Below are 18,770 nucleotides of genomic sequence, written 5' to 3'. Positions count from 1 at the left end.
AGTTGCAAAAAAGAGGCTATACCGACGTTTCGCGCTTTTTTAAGGTGCCAGACAGGTACACGCGGTACGCCAGAGGGCGGTGTGAAGGATCAATCTGGCCGTTAAAAGCCTGCACAGGAGCTGACAAATGAGCCTTGAATCAACAACTAAGCCTATCGGCGCGACGCGTACGATGCGCACAATCAAAAATCTGCGCTGGTGGATGCTGGGGCTGTTTTTGCTGGGCGTGACCGTTAATTACGTGACGCGCAATTCGCTCGGCATTCTGGCGCCGGAGCTGAAAACCAGCCTGAATATGAGCACCGAGCACTACTCCTGGGTCGTCGCGGCGTTTCAGCTCGCCTATACCCTGTTTCAGCCGCTCTGCGGCTGGCTGATTGACCTGATCGGCCTGAAGATGGGCTTCCTCATCTGCGCGCTTGTCTGGTCGGTAACCTGTCTGCTGCACGCGGGCGCAGGCAGCTGGCTGCATCTGGCGCTGCTGCGCTTTGTGATGGGCGCGTCGGAGGCGGCGGCGACGCCCGCCAACGCCAAGGCGATCGGCGACTGGTTCCCGAAAAAAGAGCGGCCGGTCGCCGCAGGCTGGGCGGGCGTCGGTTTTTCGGTCGGCGCGATGCTGGCGCCGCCGATTATCTATGTGGCGCATATTACATTCGGCTGGCAGGGCGCCTTTCTGCTGACCGGCGGGCTGGGGCTGCTGTGGGTCGGTCTCTGGTGGTGGGGCTACCAGTCGCCGGAAAAACATGGCCGCCTCTCTGATGAAGAGCGCGCCTGGATCACCCAGGACAATGAAGCCGTGGGCGAAAAGCTGCCGTTCTTTCAGGCGCTGAAAACCATCGGGAAAGAGAAAAAGTTCTACGGTATCGCCATACCGGCGTTTCTCGCCGAACCCGCCTGGGCCGTGCTCAGCTTCTGGGTGCCGCTCTACCTGGCTAACGAACGCGGCATGGATCTCAAGCAGATCGTGATGTTCGCCTGGCTGCCGTTTCTGGCCGCCGATCTTGGCAGCGTCGCCAGCGGCTATCTGACCAAAATTTACGTGAAGTGGTTCGGCCTGACCCGCGTCAACTCTATCGTTGCCAGCTCGATCACCGGGGCGGCGCTGATGATCTCGCTGGCGCTGATGACGCTCGTTAAAGATCCCTATCTGGCGATCGCCCTGATCTCTATCGGCGGCTTCGGCCACCAGGTTATCTCCTGCATGCTCAGCGCGCTGGTGGTAGAGCGTTTCGATCGCCGTCAGATGGCGACGGTTAACGGCATGCGCGGCTCCTGCGCCTGGATCGCCAGCTTTATCTTCTCTCTGATTATCGGCGTGACTGCCGACACCATTGGTTTTAACCCGCTGTTTGTCGCCATGGGCTTTTTCGACCTGGTGGGCGCGATTTTCCTGGTGATGTTTATCGCCGAACGTCGTCAGCGCAGCGCTGAACAATAAGGACACTTTGATGAAAACCCTGAAGAACTGGACGCTGAGTCAGCACGCGGATCATTTTGTTGAGCTGAAAGTGGATAACCGGCATCTGCTGCGCCTGTACGTGCTGGAACCGGGTCTGATACGCGTGCTGCTGAAGCGCGACGGCAAGCTGGCGTTAAACCGCACCTGGAGCATCGCGCCGGGCGACGATGTGCCGTGGGAAGGGCGCGATCGTGAATCCCTCGACGGCTTTACGCTGCCCGCGTTTCAGCTGGAGCATGAAGAGAACCAGCTGCGTATCAGCACCGACCGTTTGCGCGTAACGGTGCATCATCCGCTTTGTCTGAGCTGGGATCATTTTCATCAGGGACAGTGGCAGCCGCTGGCGGCCGATCGCCATACCGGTGCCTATTTGCTGAACGCGCACGGCGACGGCGTAGAGCACTACCAGCGTCGCCAGCCGCAGGATCGCGTCTACGGTCTCGGCGAAAAAACAGGCGATCTGAACCGCAGCGGCCGTCGCTTCGAAATGCGCAACCTCGACGCCATGGGCTATAACGCCGCCAGCACCGATCCGCTCTATAAACACATTCCTTTTACCCTGACGCAGCGCGACGGCGTCAGCTTCGGCCTGTTTTATGACAACCTGAGCAGCAGCTGGCTCGATCTCGGCAACGAGCTGGACAACTACCATCTGCCGTATCGACGCTACCGCACCGAAGCGGGCGATCTCGACTACTACCTGATGCTGGGGCCGAAGCTGCTGGATGTGACGCAGGCTTTTGTGCGCCTGACCGGCCGGACTATTTTTCAGCCGAAATGGAGCCTGGGATACAGCGGTTCGACCATGCACTACACCGACGCGCCCGACGCGCAGCAGCAGCTGCAGGGCTTTATCCGTCTCTGCCGCGAGCACGAAATTCCCTGCGACTCGTTCCAGCTTTCGTCGGGCTACACCTCCATCAACAACAAGCGCTATGTCTTTAACTGGAACTACGACAAGGTGCCAAATCCCAACGGCATGAGCGAGGCGTTCCACGCTGCGGGCATGAAGCTGGCGGCGAATATCAAACCCTGTCTGCTGCAGGATCATCCGCGCTATCAGGAAGTGGCGTCGCAGGGGCTCTTTATTCGCGACTCGGAGCAGGATCGTCCGGAGCGCTCGGTGTTCTGGGATGATGAGGGATCGCACCTCGATTTTACCCATCCGCAGGCGGTGCGCTGGTGGCAGGAGAACGTGACCACGCAGCTGCTGGAGAAGGGTATCGACGCCACCTGGAACGACAATAACGAATATGAAGTCTGGGACGGCGAAGCGCGTTGCTACGGCTTCGGCCAGAGCATCGCCATTAAGCATATTCGTCCGGTGATGCCGCTGCTGATGATGCGCGCCTCGCTGGAGGCGCAGCAGCGGTTCGCGCCGGAGAAGCGTCCCTATCTGATCTCCCGTTCCGGCTGCGCCGGCATGCAGCGCTACGTGCAGACATGGAGCGGCGATAACCGCACCAGCTGGCAGACGCTGCGCTACAACATCCGCATGGGGCTGGGCATGAGCCTGTCCGGGCTGTTTAACGTCGGCCACGATGTGGGCGGCTTCTCTGGCGACAAGCCGGACGCCGAGCTGTTTGTGCGCTGGGTGCAGAATGGCGTGATGCATCCGCGCTTTACCATCCATTCGTGGAACGACGATCACACCGTGAACGAGCCCTGGATGTATCCGGAGGTGACGCCGCTGATCCGCGAGGCGATCCGTCTGCGCTATCGTCTGATGCCCTACCTCTACACGCTGCTGTGGCAGGCGAGCACGCAGGATGAGCCAATGCTGCGCCCAACCTTCCTCGATCATGAAGAGGACAGCGAGACTTACCGGGAAAATGACGACTTTCTGCTGGGCCGCGATCTGCTGGTCGCCAGCGTGGTGGAAGAGGGCAGCCGCGAGCGCGAGGTCTATCTGCCGCGCAACGCCCACGGCTGGTATGACTGGCACAGCGGCCAGTGGCTGGCGGGCGGACAAACCGTCACGCTGGACGCGCCGCTCGACCGCTTGCCGCTGCTGGCGCGCGCCGGTTCCGCCATGCCGCTGGGACGCTGCGAAACCACCACCGATGCGCGGCTCGACAGGGTGCGCGAGCTTCAGCTGTGGCCTGCGCCGGGCGAGGCGCGCACGGAGGGCGAATTTTTCGATGACGACGGCGAAAGCCACGGCTGGCAGCAGGGCAACGCACTCTGGATGCGCTGGACGCTGCAGAGCAGTCGCGAACGCCTTGAACTGACGCTGGAGAAGCGCGGCGATTATCAACCCGCGTGGCGTGAAATTGAGGTGTTGCTGCCCGATGGCGAGACGCGCGAGCTGTGGATCAACGGCGAGAAAAAGGCGCGGTTTAGCCTGTAAGGCGCAGCGTTCCGCGAAGGAAACCCGGCTGCAATGAACAGAAAGCGCAGGCGGAACGGCCTGAAAAGCAAAACGGCCCGCACCAAGGATGGCGCGGGCCGAGCAAGCATGGAAGCCTTAAGCAACGCTGCGATTGGGCCGTTTGGCCCGTGCCGGCACCTTAGCCGTTAGCGCCGTGGCTTTCCGTATTCATACGTCCCAGATCTTTGTCGACCAGGAACAGGCCTTCGCCTTTGTTGCCTACCAGCGCCAGCTTATCCAGTACGGTTTTGAACAGCTTCTCTTCTTCATGCTGTTCTGCAACATACCACTGCAGGAAATTAAAGGTGGAGTAGTCGAGCGACGTGATAGCCGCATGCGCCAGCTCGTTGATTTTTCGCGTGATCAGCTTTTCATGATCCAGCGCCTGCTCCAGCAGTTCCGTCAGCGAGTTATAGGCGACCGGCGGCGCGGCGATGGTGCCCAGCACCGGCATGGCGCCCGTATCGCTCAGGTATTCAAACAGGCGCTGCATGTGCTCCATCTCTTCACGGGAGTGCTCTTTCAGAAATGCCGCTGCGCCTTCCAGACCTTTATCGCTGCACCACGCGCTCATCTGTAAATAGAGATTAGCGGAGAAAAATTCGAGGTTAAGTTGATCATTAAGACGCGAGGTCATTTCAGCAGTCAGCATGGTCGATTCCTTTAAAGAGGCAAAATAATTAGCAGGGGAGAAGTGGTGAATTATGCACCATGATGCCGGACAAAAGATAGCTTTTTACTAAAAAATTACATTTTATCCAATTGATTTAAATAGAATTATTTAGTTATTTGAATACGAGCGATTATCATTCTTCGGTACGTTTCCCGCTACGCCCAATCGGTGCGGCGCATCTGCACACTATCGGTGCAGTACCGCCTGCATCGCCGTTCGATAACAGAAGCAGAGCGATATTCGCTGCGTCATCAGGTCGCTGAGAAATATAAATCGGCGCAGATTTAATCGATTATTTATTTAAAACGCAGGGAGAGAAGAACTTTATTTTCAAAAGAAAGGTTTTAGGGCGGTTGGCATAAAACCTGCAATCAACAGAGTTCCATATATTGCAACTAATAAACGACTTCGCGGGAATAATCATGTCTGACGAAAAAATAGCGCTGAGAAGCGAGCGCGTCTCAGCCAGCAAAGGAAGTTATCTGGCGCTGTTTGTCGCGGTCCTCTTTTTTTCAGGATTGCTCTATAAGGTCGACGGCTTTCGCTGGCTGGGCGCCTTTGACTTTACCACGCTGGGCGGCAGCTTCGGCACCATGAAAGATCCCGCCAGCAATACTTTTCTCGGCGCGGGCGGACTGAGCGCCAAAGCGGGTTTTCTGTTCGCACTCTCGCTGACGCCGACCGTGATGCTGGCGCTGGGCGTGCTGGAGATTTTCACCCACTACGGCGCCATGCGCGCGGCGCACAAGCTGCTGACGCCGCTACTGCGCCCGTTGATGGGGCTGCCGGGTCGCTGCGGGCTGGCGCTGATCACCGATCTGCAGAGCACTGACGCGGGCGCGGCGCTGACGAAAGAGATGTATGACCGCGGCCAGGTCAGCAAAAAAGATATTGTGGTCATGAGCGCCTGGCAATATTCCGGCGCGGGATTAATCAATAACTATTTCGCCATCGGATCGGCACTGTTCGCCTCGATGACGCTGCCGATTATTATTCCGCTCGCGTTAATGTTCGTTCTTAAATTTGTCGGTGCGGCGCTGACGCGTTGTGTGTTAAACAGTGTTTATAAAAAGGACTTCGACCATGGAAAATAACGGCGCGGTAAAAGTCAGCCAGAATCCCTTTGATATTTTCGTTACCGGCGCGCGCAAGGGTTTCCACATCGCTATTCATAACCTGATGCCTAATGTGGTGATGGCCTATGTGCTGGCGGAAGTGCTCAACCTGCTCGGCATCATGCCGTTTCTCGGCACGGTTTTCGCGCCGGTAATGGGGCTGTTCGGCCTGCCGGGCGAAGCCATCACCGTGTTGTTGACCGCCTGGCTCTCTTCCTCGGCTGGCACGGGCGTGGCGGTGAGCCTGCTGGTTAAAGGCGTGTTGACCGGCGCGGACATTACTATCCTCGCGCCCGCGATTTTCCTGATGGGATCGCAGCTGCAATACATGGGGCGTCTGCTGGGCGTGGCCGATGTGCCGAAAAAATACTGGCCGCTGCTGATGCTGGTAAGCGTTATCAATGCGGCGATCGCAATGGTCGTTATGCGTCTTTTTATTTAGGAGAGAAGCGGTGTCAAAGGTCTTAGAGCATTATCACAACCTGCATGAAATCCCGGAGCTGGGCTTTCAGGAATTTAAAACCTCTGCTTATATCGCCGAACAGCTGGAAACGGCGGGGCTGAAGGTGACGCGCAATATCAACCAGACCACCGGCATCGTGGCGGAGATCGACAGCGGCGTGCCCGGGCCGGTGCTGGCGCTGCGCGCCGACATGGACGCGCTCGGCCATATCATCGACGGCGTGGCCTGCGCGCGTCATACCTGCGGCCATGACGGCCACTCTTCCGTGGTGCTGACCGCCGCGCAGGAGCTGCTGGCGGAAGGCGCGGTCAAAAAAGGTCGCCTGAAAATTTTGTTCCAGCCAGCCGAAGAGCTGGGCGCTGGTGCGCTGGCGATGGTTGAAGGTGGCGCGCTGGATGACGTAGAGATGATCTTCGGTTTCCATCTGCGTCCGCTGGAGGAGTGCGTGGTCGGCCAGGCAACGCCTGCCGTGCTCTACTCCGCCTGCTCGACGCTGGAAGCCACTATCAAAGGCGCGCCCGCGCACGCCGCGCGCCCGCATCTCGGCGTTAACGCGCTGGACGCGGCGGTACAGGCGGTCAATGCGGTAAACGCTATTCATCTCTCGCCGGGGCTTAACTGGAGCGTGAAGGCGACCCGTTTTCTCTGCGATGCAGGCGTCACCAACTCGGTGCCTGACGAGGCGCGGGTGGTATGGGATCTGCGTTCGCAGGAGAACGCGCCGATGGAGGCGCTGAAAGAGAAGGTCACGCAGGCGATCCAGCACAGCGTCGCGGCGCTGGGCGCCACGGCGAATGTCGTGATGCTGAAAGAGATGCCTGCGGCGGAGATCGATAATGATGCGACGGAGGTGATCCGTGCGGCGATTACCGAGGTGCTGGGCGCAGAGGGGCTGCTGGAGGCGAAAACCACGCCGGGCAGCGAAGACTTCTTCTTTTATCCGGTGAAGCGCCCGAACGTGAAGGCGGGCTTCTGGGGTCTTGGCACTAACCTGGTGCCGGGCCTGCATCATCCCGATATGCACTTCGATCTTAACGCGCTGGAAAATGGCGTGAATATTTTTAAATCCTGCGTAAAAAGAGTGCTGGGGTAACCCGGCGAATGCCCGCCTGAGGGCGGGCTGTGCTGAAATTTTCCCTGCCGCTGTTCGCCGCCGCGCGCAAAATATTGTATGCTATGCCGCCTTAACGAAGACTGGGTAACCGGAATCGCCGCCAATGTAGAACGCGCATCAACCACCGCCTTCTGACGCTGTTGCGTCACGCCTGGCTCCGTTTACCTGCCGGATTTCCGGCCATCATGATTACTCTGCAGCGTCCTCTCGTGTGACGTTGCCTCGATGAGAAGAACTCACTCATGTCTAATTTCATGCAAGAGGTGGCGCGCCGCCGCACCTTTGCGATCATTTCGCACCCCGATGCCGGTAAAACCACCATCACTGAAAAAGTGCTGCTGTTCGGACAGGCTATCCAGACTGCCGGTACGGTAAAAGGCCGCGGCTCCAGCCAGCACGCTAAATCGGACTGGATGGAGATGGAGAAGCAGCGCGGCATCTCTATCACCACCTCGGTAATGCAGTTCCCCTATCGCGAGAGCCTGGTCAACCTGCTCGATACCCCAGGGCACGAAGACTTCTCGGAAGATACCTACCGCACCCTGACGGCGGTGGACTGCTGCCTGATGGTGATCGACGCGGCGAAAGGCGTCGAGGATCGCACCCGCAAGCTGATGGAAGTAACCCGCCTGCGCGACACGCCGATCCTGACCTTTATGAACAAGCTCGACCGCGATATCCGCGATCCGATGGAGCTGCTGGATGAGGTGGAGAGCGAGCTGAAAATTGCCTGCGCGCCGATCACCTGGCCTATCGGCTGCGGCAAACTGTTCAAAGGGGTTTACCACCTCTATAACGACGAAACCTATCTCTACCAGACGGGACAGGGCCATACCATTCAGGAAGTGCGCATTGTCAAAGGGCTGGATAACCCGGAGCTGGACAACGCGGTCGGCGAAGAGCTGGCGGCGCAGCTGCGCGAGGAGCTGGAGCTGGTAAAAGGCGCTTCGCACGAATTCGATCGTGAGCTGTTCCTGAGCGGTGAAATCACGCCGGTCTTCTTCGGCACCGCGCTGGGCAACTTTGGCGTCGATCATATGCTTGACGGCCTGGTCTCCTGGGCACCTGCGCCGATGCCGCGCGCGACCGACGTGCGTACCGTTACCGCGCAGGAAGAGAAGTTCACCGGCTTCGTGTTCAAGATTCAGGCCAATATGGACCCGAAACACCGCGACCGCGTCGCCTTTATGCGCGTCGTTTCTGGTAAATATGAGAAGGGCATGAAGCTGCGCCAGGTGCGCACCGGCAAAGATGTGGTGATCTCCGACGCGCTGACGTTTATGGCGGGCGACCGCTCGCACGTAGAAGAGGCCTGGCCGGGCGATATCATCGGCCTGCACAACCACGGCACCATCCAGATCGGCGACACCTTTACTCAGGGCGAGAACATGAAGTTCACCGGCATTCCGAACTTTGCCCCTGAGCTGTTCCGTCGTATCCGCCTGCGCGATCCGCTCAAGCAGAAACAGCTGCTGAAAGGGCTGGTACAGCTGTCGGAAGAGGGCGCGGTACAGGTGTTCCGTCCGGTGCACAACAACGACCTGATCGTCGGCGCGGTGGGCGTGCTGCAGTTTGACGTCGTCGTGGCGCGTCTGAAAAGCGAATATAACGTCGAGGCGATCTACGAAGCGATTAACGTTTCCACGGCGCGCTGGGTTGAGTGCAGCGATGCGAAGAAATTCGACGAGTTCCAGCGTAAAAACGAGGTCAACCTCGCGCTGGACGGCGGCGACAACCTGACCTACATCGCACCGACCATGGTGAATCTGAACATCACGCAGGAACGCTATCCTGACGTGATCTTCCGCAAAACCCGCGAGCATTAATCCGCGCTACAACAGGGCCGCCCAGCTTTGGCTGGCCCTGTTCTCCCTCTCCAGACTCCTCCTAAAAATGCTGTTTTTTCTCTTAACTGGCGTGTGATCAACCAGTTATTCAAGCAGAACGCGAAACACCGACTATGATTATTCTGTCGGACGGCAAAAGAGAAGTTGCTTCTTAATGACGTCCAACGATGCAGCAGCGCCGTTTGCTGCTGTTGCGCCCACGGGTGTGGGTGAGCTCACTGACAGAAGGAAGATATCGATGAATAAGACTAAGATTGCCCAAACGCTGATGGCGGTAATGGTTGGTTCCGCCCTGTTAAGCGGCAGCGCCCTGGCTGACGACTCGCTGACGCAAAAAGCGCAGCAAAGCGCGGATAACGCCGGTGCGAAAATCAATAGTTCTATGAAAAAAGTCGATGGATTTATGGATGACAGCGCCGTCACCGCAAAAGCCAAAGCGGCTCTGGTGGATGACAAGGCAATAAAAAGTACGGATATCTCCGTGAAAACGCACGATGGCGTAGTGACCCTGAGCGGTTTTGTCACCTCGCAGGATCAGGCTGAAAAAGCCGTCGCCGCCGTGAAAAAAGTGGAAGGTGTGAAATCCGTCAGCGACAAACTGCACGTTAAAGACAGCAAATCACAAAGTATGAAGGGATATGCCGGCGATGCGGCAACGACTAGCGAAATTAAAGCTAAACTGTTAGCCGATGACATTGTCCCGTCGCGTAACGTCAAGGTAGAAACCACCGACGGCGTCGTCCAGCTTTCAGGAACCGTCGCGACTAAAGCGCAGTCGGATCGCGCTGAAAGCATCGCGAAAGCCATTGAAGGCGTTAAAAGCGTTAAGAATGACCTGACCGTGAAGTCTTAACGTCGTGAGCGCGGCGTCTTCGTGACGCCGTGCTGACAAAACAAGACCCAAACTGGGAAGAAACAAGCAGTTCGATTTCACTATGGTAAGGAGAGGCTTATGTTTCGTTGGGGTATTATTTTTCTGGTAATTGCACTTATCGCGGCGGCGTTAGGATTTGGCGGCCTCGCCGGTACGGCAGCATGGGCGGCTAAAGTTGTCTTCGTTGTCGGTATTATCCTGTTCCTCGTGAGCCTGTTTACCGGCCGCAAACGACCCTGACCGGTTGTGTCATTCTGATTTTTGCAGCGAGCTTGCATAAAGCGGAGGCCAGCCAGCTGCCGTGCGGCGTTAAGGATAACGCACTACGCGCGGCAGCCGTCGCCAGAGAGACTGGCGGCGGGTCGGGAGAAGAACATGGCTGGTTCTCCGGGATGCCGTTGCATGAGTGGACTGATGCGACAGTAAACCTCAGAACCCTTCTGAGGAACAGAAGTGGGTATCAGGATCCCTGTAACGCTGGGCGCAACAGAGCCCTTAGCACAATCCCCGTTTAAAGCGCGCAAAATCGCCCTGGTCTGCGAAGGCGGTGGTCAGCGCGGCATTTTTACCGCAGGCGTGCTGGATGAGTTCCAGCGAGCGAAATTCAATCCCTTCGATCTTTTTATCGGCACCTCGGCGGGTGCGCAGAATCTCTCAGCCTTTGTCTGCGGGCAGCAAGGCTACGCGCGACGCGTTATCACGCGCTATACCACCAGCAAACTCTTTTTCGATCCGCTGCGTTTCGTGCGCGGCGGTAATCTGATCGATCTCGACTGGCTCATCGACGTTACGCAGCGCGAATTCCCGCTGGCGCTGGAGAGCGGCAGACTGTTGTTCGATGGCGGACGCGAGTTTTACATGTGCGCCTGCCGCAGCGACGACTACACGCCCGGCTACTTCGCGCCCACCAGCGCCAACTGGCACGATCTGATTAAAGCCTCAAGCGCCATACCCGGCTTCTACCGGCTCGGCGTCGATCTGGAAGGCATCAGCTATCTCGACGGCGGCATCAGCGACGCCATTCCGGTGCGGGAAGCCGCGCGACGCGGCGCAGACACCATTGTGGTGATCCGCACCGTGCCGTCGCAGATGTTCTACACGCCAAAATGGGTGAAGCGTATGGAACGCTGGCTTAGCGCCAGCGCGCTGCAGCCGATGATCAATATCCTGCATCATCACGAAGCGAGCTACCGTGAAATTCAGCAGTTTATTGAGCAGCCGCCCGACGACCTGCGTATTATCGAAATCTATCCGCCGCATGTGCTGGCGAGCATGGCGCTGGGCAGCCGCATCTCCTCTCTAAATCAGGATTATCATCTGGGACGACGCTGCGGCCGCTACTTTCTCGCCACGCTGGGCAAGTGGTTAAGCGACGCCGAGCCGTTCACGCGCTATACCACCGTCACGCCGCCCGCACCTGTGGCTAATGCGCCTGACAACCGGCCAATCATGACGCCGCCGGTCGCGGGCAACGACGCAGATTATGATGAAGGTTCGCTGGCATGAGATTTACCGATACCCACTGCCATTTCGATTTCCCGCCCTTTGTCGGCGATGAAGCGGGAAGCATTGCGCGCGCCGCCGAGGCGGGCGTGGAGCGCATTATCGTACCGGCGGTCGATGCCAGCCGTTTCGCGGGTATCGCCGCGCTGGCGGCGCAGCATCAGGCGCTTTACGCAGCGCTCGGCCTGCATCCCATCGCCATCGATCGCCACGAGGATGCGCATCTCGACCAGCTGGAAAGCTGGCTGCAACGCAAACCGGCGAAGCTGGTGGCGATAGGCGAGATCGGCCTCGATCTCTATATGGAAAATCCAGCGTTTGCGCGTCAGGAATTCCTGCTGGATGCGCAGCTGCGGCTGGCGAAGCAGTATGAACTGCCGGTGATCCTGCATTCGCGCCGCACCCACGACAAGCTGGCGCTGCATCTGCGCCGTCACGATCTGCCGCGTCGCGGCGTGGTACACGGCTTCGCCGGCAGCCTGCAGCAGGCGCAGGCTTTTATCAGGCTCGGCTACGCTATCGGCGTCGGCGGTACCCTGACCTATGCGCGCGCCAGCAAAACCCGCAACACTCTGGCGCAGCTGCCTCTGGAAGCGCTGCTGCTGGAAACCGACGCGCCCGATATGCCGCTGCACGGTTTCCAGGGGCAGCCGAACCGGCCGGAGCGCGCGCGGCTGGTGTGGCAAACCTTGTGCGAACTGCGCCCGGAGCCGCCGCAGGCGATCGCCGAGGCACTGTGGCGCAACACGCAACGCCTGTTCAACCTGCCTGATTAATGCTCTCCTGATGTGATAATAGTAACATCGCGCTTCTCTGCGTTATAATTACCATTACTGCTATCTGTTCATGGCGGCAGTGTGATGAATCCCACATAAACAGCCGCTTTGTATTGTTAGAATTATCACATTCAACCGGCGCTTTAACGCCAGTTTGTTATCTGGAGAACACCATGACCGATATTACCGCTGCAGCGCAGCGCGCGCTGCAACTGATGGATCTGACCACCCTGAATGAAGACGATACCGACGAAAAAGTGATCGCGCTCTGCCGCCAGGCGAAATCGCCAGCGGGCAATACCGCCGCGATTTGCATCTATCCGCGCTTTATCCCGGTCGCGCGTAAAGCGCTGCGCGAGCAGGGCACGCCCGATATCCGCATCGCCACCGTGACTAACTTCCCGCACGGCAACGACGATATCGATATCGCGCTGGCGGAAACCCGCGCGGCCATCGCCTATGGCGCGGACGAAGTGGACGTGGTCTTCCCTTATCGCGCGCTGATCGCCGGCAACGCCCAGATCGGCTTTGAGCTGGTGAAAGCCTGTAAAGAGGCGTGCGCGCAGGCTGACGTGCTGTTGAAAGTGATTATTGAAAGCGGCGAACTGAAAGATGAAGCGCTGATCCGTCAGGCTTCTGAAATCGCTATCGACGCAGGCGCGGACTTTATTAAAACCTCCACCGGCAAGGTGCCGGTCAACGCCACGCCGGAAGTGGCGCAGATCATGATGAGCGTGATCCGCGATAAAGACGTGAAAGAGAAGGTCGGCTTTAAACCGGCGGGCGGCGTGCGCAGCGCGGAAGACGCAGCTATCTACCTCAAGCTGGCGGACGATATCCTGGGCGAAGGCTGGGCCGACGCGCGCCACTTCCGCTTTGGCGCGTCCAGCCTGTTAGCCAGCCTGCTGAATGCACTGGGCCATCAGACCGCTTCCAGCAAAGCGGGCTACTGATTGCGTGACGGCGGCCGCGGGCCGCCATTCTCATCACAACCCTGATTAAGGGGGCGACTTTGTTTCTGCCGCAAGAAATCATTCGTAAAAAACGCGACGGCCAGACGCTGAGTGAAGAGGAGATCCGCTTCTTCATCAACGGCGTGCGCGACAACAGCGTTTCCGAAGGACAGATCGCCGCGCTGGCGATGACCATCTTTTTTCACGATATGTCGCTGCCGGAGCGCGTGGCGCTCACCATGGCGATGCGCGACTCCGGCACCGTGCTGAACTGGCAGTCGCTGAATCTCAACGGGCCGGTGGTGGATAAGCACTCTACCGGCGGCGTCGGTGACGTTACCTCGCTGATGCTGGGCCCGATGGTGGCGGCCTGCGGCGGTTATGTGCCGATGATCTCCGGACGCGGCCTCGGTCATACCGGCGGCACGCTGGACAAGCTGGAGGCTATTCCTGGCTTTGATATTTTCCCGGACGACGAGCGCTTCCGTCAGATCATCAAACAGACCGGCGTGGCGATTATCGGCCAGACCAGCTCGCTCGCGCCGGCGGATAAGCGCTTCTACGCTACGCGCGATATCACCGCGACCGTGGATTCTATCCCGCTGATCACCGCCTCTATCCTGGCGAAAAAGCTGGCGGAAGGGCTGGATGCGCTGGTGATGGACGTTAAAGTCGGGTCAGGCGCCTTTATGCCGACCTTCGACGCCTCGCTTGGACTGGCTCAGGCGATTGTCGGCGTGGCGAACGGCGCGGGCTGCACGACCACCGCGCTGCTGACCGATATGAATCAGGTGCTGGCTTCAAGCGCGGGCAATGCGCTGGAAGTGCGCGAAGCGGTGCGCTTCCTCACCGGCGCGGAGCGCAATCCGCGCCTGCTGGAGGTCACGCTGGCGCTGTGCAGCGAAATGCTCATCTCCGGCAAGCTGGCGGCCAGCGAAGAAGAGGCGCGCCGTAAGTTGTTGCAGGTGCTGGAAGACGGCCAGGCGGCGGACGTATTCGCGCGGATGGTCGCGGCGCAGGGCGGCCCGGCTGATTTTATCGAGCGCCATGAGGCTTATCTGCCGCAGCCGATGCTCAGCAAGGCGGTCTACGCCGATCGCTCCGGCATCGTCAGCAGCATGGATACGCGCGCGCTGGGAATGGCGGTGGTCGCGATGGGCGGCGGGCGCCAGCGCGCCAGCGACGCTATCGACTACAGCGTGGGGCTCAGCGACATGATTACCCTGGGCGAACGCGCCGATACGCAGCGTCCGCTGGCGATCGTGCATGCCAGCAGCGAGGCGGGCTGGCTGCAGGCGGCCGCGGCGGTGAAGGCTGCAGTCACGCTGAGCGACAGCGCGCCGGAAGCCACGCCCGTGGTCTATCGCCGGGTTAGCGCCAGCACCTGACCTTAACAGGCCGCAAAAGTGCGGCTTTATGCTGCCTCTGAGCAGGCATTCGGGTATACTGATCTGATCGCTTTTTTTTGACTTGTCACGCGCATATGCGCAGGAGACTTGCATGAAACGTGCTTTTATTATGGTGCTTGATTCCTTCGGAATCGGCTCAAGCAAAGACGCCGATAAATTCGGCGACGCAGGATCGGACACGCTGGGACATATCGCCGAGGCGTGCTTTAACGGCGAAGCGGACAAAGGCCGTAAAGGCCCGCTGCATCTGCCGAACCTGACCGCGCTGGGGCTGGGTAAAGCCGCCGAGCTTTCGACTGGCCGCTTCCCGCTGGGCCTCGATCCCAATGCGGAAATCAAAGGCGCCTACGCCTACGCCAGCGAACTCTCTTCCGGTAAAGATACCCCCTCTGGCCACTGGGAAATTGCGGGCGTGCCGGTGCTGTTCGACTGGGGTTACTTCAGCGACAAAGAGAACAGCTTCCCGCAGGAACTGCTCGACAAGCTGGTCGAGCGCGCGAAATTGCCGGGCTATCTGGGCAACTGCCACTCTTCCGGCACGGTGATCCTTGACCAGCTGGGCGAAGAGCATATGAAAACCGGCAAGCCGATTTTCTACACCTCGGCGGACTCGGTGTTCCAGATCGCCTGTCATGAAGAGACCTTCGGTCTCGATCGCCTTTATGAACTGTGCGAGATCGCCCGCGAAGAGCTGACCGAAGGCGGCTACAACATCGGCCGCGTTATCGCGCGTCCGTTTGTCGGCGACAAAGCGGGCAGCTTCGAGCGTACCGGCAATCGCCATGACCTGGCTGTCGAACCGCCTTCGCCGACCATGCTGAAAAAGCTGGTGGACGAGAAGGGCGGCGAAGTGATCTCGGTAGGTAAAATCGCCGATATCTATGCTCACCAGGGCATTACGCAAAAGGTCAAAGCCACCGGTCTGGACGCGCTGTTTGATGCCACTATCGAGCAGATGAAAAACGCGCCTGACCAGTCGATCGTCTTTACCAACTTCGTCGATTTCGACTCGACCTGGGGACACCGCCGTGACGTTGCTGGCTACGCGGGTGGGCTGGAGCTGTTCGACCGTCGTTTGCCGGAGCTGATGGCGCTGGTAAAAGAGGATGACATTCTGATCCTGACGGCTGACCACGGCTGCGATCCAACCTGGCAGGGCACCGAGCATACGCGCGAGCATATTCCGATTCTGATCTACGGACCGAAAGTTAAACCCGGCTCGCTGGGCTATCGCGAGACGTTCGCCGATATCGGTCAGACGATTGCGCACTATTTTGGCCTGTCCGATATGGACTACGGCAAGAGCATGCTGTAAACAGAGCCGCTGAATTTAAAAAGGATAAACAACAATGGCAACTCCTCACATTAATGCAGAAATGGGCGATTTCGCTGACGTCGTGCTGATGCCTGGCGACCCGCTGCGCGCGAAGCACATCGCGGAAACCTTTCTGGAAAATCCGGTTGAAGTAAACAACGTGCGCGGCATGCTGGGCTATACCGGCACCTATAAAGGCCGCAAAATCTCCGTTATGGGCCACGGCATGGGCATCCCGTCCTGCTCGATCTACACCAAAGAGCTGATTACCGACTTTGGCGTGAAAAAGATCATCCGCGTCGGCTCGTGCGGCGCAGTACGTGCAGACGTTAAGCTGCGCGATATCGTTATCGGCATGGGCGCCTGCACCGACTCTAAAGTCAACCGCATGCGTTTCAAGGATCACGACTTCGCGGCGATTGCTGACTTCGACATGGTGCGCAACGCGGTTGACGCGGCTAAGGCGCTGGGCGTGGACGCGCGCGTCGGCAACATCTTCTCTGCTGACCTGTTCTATACGCCAGATCCGCAGATGTTCGACGTGATGGAAAAGTACGGCATTCTGGGCGTAGAGATGGAAGCGGCGGGTATCTACGGCGTGGCGGCAGAATTCGGCGCGAAAGCGCTGACCATCTGCACCGTTTCTGACCATATCCGTACCCATGAGCAGACCACCTCTGCCGAGCGTCAGACCACCTTCAACGATATGATTAAGATCGCGCTGGAGTCGGTGCTGCTGGGCGACTAAGCCTGCGCTTGCCTCTCCCCGTCTCGTCCGTATAAAGCACGAGACGGGGAATATCAGGCGATTTTCGTAACATTCTCACCAAATGACACACTTTTCACCACTCCTGTGCATCTTCCTGCTGGTGCTCACCTCTTAGCTGCCTATCATTAGCGCGACAACAAAAAATAACCTGTCCGCCAATGCCGCCTAATGAATTTTCGTAATTTCGAAGCTGAAGAAAAGCTCTTCGCGCGTCGCGCGCTGGTCGCCTTTGCGCTGGTCGTTATCTGTTTCACTATTCTCGCCGTTAACCTCTATCGACTGCAGGTGCGCGATCACGGCTACTATCAGACGCGATCTAACCAGAACGATATTAAAATGATCCCAGTCGCGCCGACGCGCGGGCTGATCTACGATCGCAACGGTATTCCGCTGGTGCATAACGTCACCTGGTATGACATTACGCTGACGCCGTACAAAATCGACGATATGCAGGCGACGCTGAAAGCGCTGACGCCGATCGTTGACCTGAAGCCGGACGAGATCGACGCCTTTACCCACGCGCTGAAGCAGAGCAGCCGTTACAAACCCGTGATGCTGAAAGAGGAGCTGACCGACGAAGAGGTGGCGCGCTTCTCGGTGAATCAGTATCGCTTCACCGGCGTCAGCATCGATACCTATCAGGATCGCGAATATCCTTACGGCGCGGACTTAGCGCACGTCGTCGGCTACGTCTCCAAGATTAACGACAACGACTATAAGCGTCTGAACGCCGCGGGCATCGCTGAGAACTACGCCGCCGACCATAATATTGGCAAGCAGGGCATTGAGGGCTATTACGAATCGCTGCTGCACGGTAAGCCCGGCTATCAGGAAGTGGAAGTGGATAACCACGGCCGCATCGTGCGCGTGCTGAAAGAGGTGCCGCCGGTCGCGGGTAAAAATATTACCCTGACCATCGATCTGCATTTGCAGCAGTATATAGAGAGCCTGCTGGCCGGGCAGCGCGCGGCAGTGCTGGTGGAGGATCCGCACGACGGCTCGGTGCTGGCGATGGTCTCCAGCCCCAGCTACGATCCTAATCCCTTTGTAAAAGGGATCAGCTATCAGTCCTACAAGACGCTGCTGCAGGACAAGAATCTGCCGCTGATTAACCGCGTCACTCAGGGACTCTATCCGCCCGCTTCAACGGTGAAGCCCTATATGGCGATGTCGGCGCTGCTGACCGGCGTTATTACGCCGCAGACCACTTTCTTTGGCGCGCCGACCTGGACGCTGCCGGGCACCGACCGCCGCTACCGCGACTGGAAAAAGAGCGGCCACGGCATGCTGGACGTCACCAAAGCGATTGAGGAGTCCGCCGACACCTTCTTCTATCAGGTGGCGTTTATGATGGGCATCGACCGTATTCACAGCATGCTCAGCCAGTTCGGCTACGGCAAATCAACCGGCATCGACCTAAACGAAGAGTACAACGGCCTGCTGCCGAGCCGCGACTGGAAGCTCAAGGTGCATAAAAAAGGGTGGTATCAGGGCGACACGGTCTCGGTGGGTATTGGGCAGGGCTACTGGATCGCCACGCCGATTCAGATGGTGAAGGCGATGGTGGCGCTGATCAATAACGGTAAAGTGATTGCGCCGCATCTGCTGGCGAAAGCGGAGCGCGGCAAATCGGTGGAGCTTTATCAGCCTGCGCTGCCTCAGCCGCAGATCGGTGACGCGCGCTCGCCTTACTGGGCGCTGGTGCGCCGCGCGATGTTCGGCATGGCTAACGCGCCGAACGGCACCGGCTATAAATATTTCCACACCGCACCTTACGGCATTGCGGCGAAGAGCGGCACCTCGCAGGTGTTCAGCCTGAAGCAGAACCAGACCTATAACGCGAAGATGATCCCGGTGCGCCTGCGCGACCATATCTTCTATACCGCGTTCGCGCCTTTTAACAATCCAAAGGTCGCGGTGGCGCTGATTCTGGAGAACGGCGGCAATGAGGGCATAACCGCCGCGCCGGTTATGCGCGAGATCCTCGACCATATCTTCCTGCCGCCGCCGACCCCGGCGCCGGTCGAGACGGTGCATCAGCCGTAAAGCAGCGGCTTATCTGCCGTGGCAGAGCGTTACCGAAGTCCTCTCATTTGCGCCCGCGCTGACGCAACCTTTGTTTATCTGTT

General features: G+C 58.6%; 16 protein-coding genes. 15 read left to right on the top strand and 1 reads right to left on the bottom strand.

Annotated elements, in window-relative coordinates; genetic code table 11:
* Positions 1–127: 127 nt before the first annotated feature.
* Together D7S44_RS10805 and D7S44_RS10800 are read left to right on the top strand one after the other, a co-directional pair.
* Complete coding sequence (locus D7S44_RS10805) at positions 128–1,438, top strand: MFS transporter (protein WP_120454719.1); 1,311 nt, start codon at positions 128–130, stop codon at positions 1,436–1,438.
* 10 nt (positions 1,439–1,448) lie between these two features.
* Entirely contained in the window at positions 1,449–3,809 is a 2,361-nt protein-coding gene (locus D7S44_RS10800) for a glycoside hydrolase family 31 protein (RefSeq protein WP_120454717.1), read from the top strand.
* A 160-nt stretch (positions 3,810–3,969) separates the two neighbouring features.
* On the opposite strand, the gene ftnA is transcribed toward D7S44_RS10800, so the two are convergent.
* The gene (ftnA, locus tag D7S44_RS10795) at positions 3,970–4,482 is read right to left on the bottom strand and encodes a non-heme ferritin (RefSeq protein WP_120454715.1); all 513 of its coding nucleotides are present in this window, start codon (positions 4,480–4,482) and stop codon (positions 3,970–3,972) included.
* Positions 4,483–4,925: 443 nt separating this feature from the next.
* Between ftnA and D7S44_RS10790 the strand changes: the two genes are divergently transcribed.
* The 13 genes from D7S44_RS10790 (at position 4,926) to mrdA (ending at position 18,687) form a co-directional block, all read left to right on the top strand.
* A complete protein-coding gene (locus D7S44_RS10790) occupies positions 4,926–5,597 on the top strand; it encodes a nucleoside recognition domain-containing protein (protein WP_120454713.1) in 672 nt (223 codons plus the stop codon).
* Entirely contained in the window at positions 5,587–6,060 is a 474-nt protein-coding gene (locus D7S44_RS10785; protein WP_120454711.1) for a YjiG family protein, read from the top strand. The genes D7S44_RS10790 and D7S44_RS10785 overlap by 11 nt, the downstream gene beginning before the upstream one ends.
* Positions 6,061–6,070: 10 nt before the next feature.
* Positions 6,071–7,174: a M20 peptidase aminoacylase family protein gene (locus D7S44_RS10780; protein ID WP_120454709.1), complete on the top strand. Its 1,104-nt coding sequence runs from the start codon at positions 6,071–6,073 to the stop codon at positions 7,172–7,174.
* Between the two features lie 263 nt (positions 7,175–7,437).
* Positions 7,438–9,021 (top strand): peptide chain release factor 3, encoded by a 1,584-nt coding sequence (gene prfC, locus D7S44_RS10775; RefSeq protein ID WP_120454707.1) that lies wholly within the window; start codon positions 7,438–7,440, stop codon positions 9,019–9,021.
* A gap of 259 nt (positions 9,022–9,280) precedes the next feature.
* Complete coding sequence (osmY, locus tag D7S44_RS10770; protein WP_120454705.1) at positions 9,281–9,895, top strand: molecular chaperone OsmY; 615 nt, start codon at positions 9,281–9,283, stop codon at positions 9,893–9,895.
* 99 nt (positions 9,896–9,994) lie between these two features.
* Positions 9,995–10,156, top strand: a complete 162-nt coding sequence (locus D7S44_RS10765) for a DUF1328 domain-containing protein (protein ID WP_065426276.1) — start codon at positions 9,995–9,997, stop codon at positions 10,154–10,156.
* A gap of 213 nt (positions 10,157–10,369) precedes the next feature.
* Positions 10,370–11,422 (top strand): patatin-like phospholipase family protein, encoded by a 1,053-nt coding sequence (locus D7S44_RS10760; protein WP_120454703.1) that lies wholly within the window; start codon positions 10,370–10,372, stop codon positions 11,420–11,422.
* Positions 11,419–12,195 carry a TatD family hydrolase gene (locus D7S44_RS10755; RefSeq protein ID WP_120454701.1) on the top strand — a complete coding sequence of 259 codons (777 nt, stop codon included), beginning with the start codon at positions 11,419–11,421 and terminating at the stop codon, positions 12,193–12,195. The genes D7S44_RS10760 and D7S44_RS10755 overlap by 4 nt, the downstream gene beginning before the upstream one ends.
* A gap of 173 nt (positions 12,196–12,368) precedes the next feature.
* Positions 12,369–13,148, top strand: a complete 780-nt coding sequence (gene deoC, locus D7S44_RS10750; RefSeq protein ID WP_120454699.1) for a deoxyribose-phosphate aldolase — start codon at positions 12,369–12,371, stop codon at positions 13,146–13,148.
* A 59-nt stretch (positions 13,149–13,207) separates the two neighbouring features.
* Entirely contained in the window at positions 13,208–14,536 is a 1,329-nt protein-coding gene (gene deoA / locus D7S44_RS10745) for a thymidine phosphorylase (protein WP_120454697.1), read from the top strand.
* Between the two features lie 112 nt (positions 14,537–14,648).
* On the top strand, positions 14,649–15,872 hold the full coding sequence (gene deoB, locus D7S44_RS10740) for a phosphopentomutase (protein WP_120454695.1): 1,224 nt from the start codon (positions 14,649–14,651) through the stop codon (positions 15,870–15,872).
* 34 nt (positions 15,873–15,906) lie between these two features.
* Positions 15,907–16,620, top strand: a complete 714-nt coding sequence (deoD, locus tag D7S44_RS10735; protein WP_033752378.1) for a purine-nucleoside phosphorylase — start codon at positions 15,907–15,909, stop codon at positions 16,618–16,620.
* A gap of 189 nt (positions 16,621–16,809) precedes the next feature.
* The gene (gene mrdA / locus D7S44_RS10730) at positions 16,810–18,687 is read left to right on the top strand and encodes a penicillin-binding protein 2 (RefSeq protein WP_120454693.1); all 1,878 of its coding nucleotides are present in this window, start codon (positions 16,810–16,812) and stop codon (positions 18,685–18,687) included.
* Positions 18,688–18,770: the final 83 nt, after the last annotated feature.

It is taken from the genome of Pantoea piersonii (assembly GCF_003612015.1).
GTDB lineage: Bacteria > Pseudomonadota > Gammaproteobacteria > Enterobacterales > Enterobacteriaceae > Pantoea > Pantoea piersonii.
The sequence above is the reverse complement of the archived record's forward strand: the minus strand, read 5'-3'. Positions and strand labels throughout refer to the sequence as shown.

Coding starts and splice junctions, on each gene's coding strand:
- D7S44_RS10755 (WP_120454701.1), top strand. CDS start 11,419: ATGAGATTTACCGATACCCACTGCCATTTCGATTTCCCGCCCTTTGTC.
- deoB (WP_120454695.1), top strand. CDS start 14,649: ATGAAACGTGCTTTTATTATGGTGCTTGATTCCTTCGGAATCGGCTCA.
- prfC (WP_120454707.1), top strand. CDS start 7,438: ATGTCTAATTTCATGCAAGAGGTGGCGCGCCGCCGCACCTTTGCGATC.
- D7S44_RS10805 (WP_120454719.1), top strand. CDS start 128: ATGAGCCTTGAATCAACAACTAAGCCTATCGGCGCGACGCGTACGATG.
- mrdA (WP_120454693.1), top strand. CDS start 16,810: ATGAATTTTCGTAATTTCGAAGCTGAAGAAAAGCTCTTCGCGCGTCGC.
- deoC (WP_120454699.1), top strand. CDS start 12,369: ATGACCGATATTACCGCTGCAGCGCAGCGCGCGCTGCAACTGATGGAT.
- D7S44_RS10790 (WP_120454713.1), top strand. CDS start 4,926: ATGTCTGACGAAAAAATAGCGCTGAGAAGCGAGCGCGTCTCAGCCAGC.
- D7S44_RS10785 (WP_120454711.1), top strand. CDS start 5,587: ATGGAAAATAACGGCGCGGTAAAAGTCAGCCAGAATCCCTTTGATATT.
- D7S44_RS10800 (WP_120454717.1), top strand. CDS start 1,449: ATGAAAACCCTGAAGAACTGGACGCTGAGTCAGCACGCGGATCATTTT.
- D7S44_RS10765 (WP_065426276.1), top strand. CDS start 9,995: ATGTTTCGTTGGGGTATTATTTTTCTGGTAATTGCACTTATCGCGGCG.
- ftnA (WP_120454715.1), bottom strand. CDS start 4,482: ATGCTGACTGCTGAAATGACCTCGCGTCTTAATGATCAACTTAACCTC.
- deoD (WP_033752378.1), top strand. CDS start 15,907: ATGGCAACTCCTCACATTAATGCAGAAATGGGCGATTTCGCTGACGTC.
- osmY (WP_120454705.1), top strand. CDS start 9,281: ATGAATAAGACTAAGATTGCCCAAACGCTGATGGCGGTAATGGTTGGT.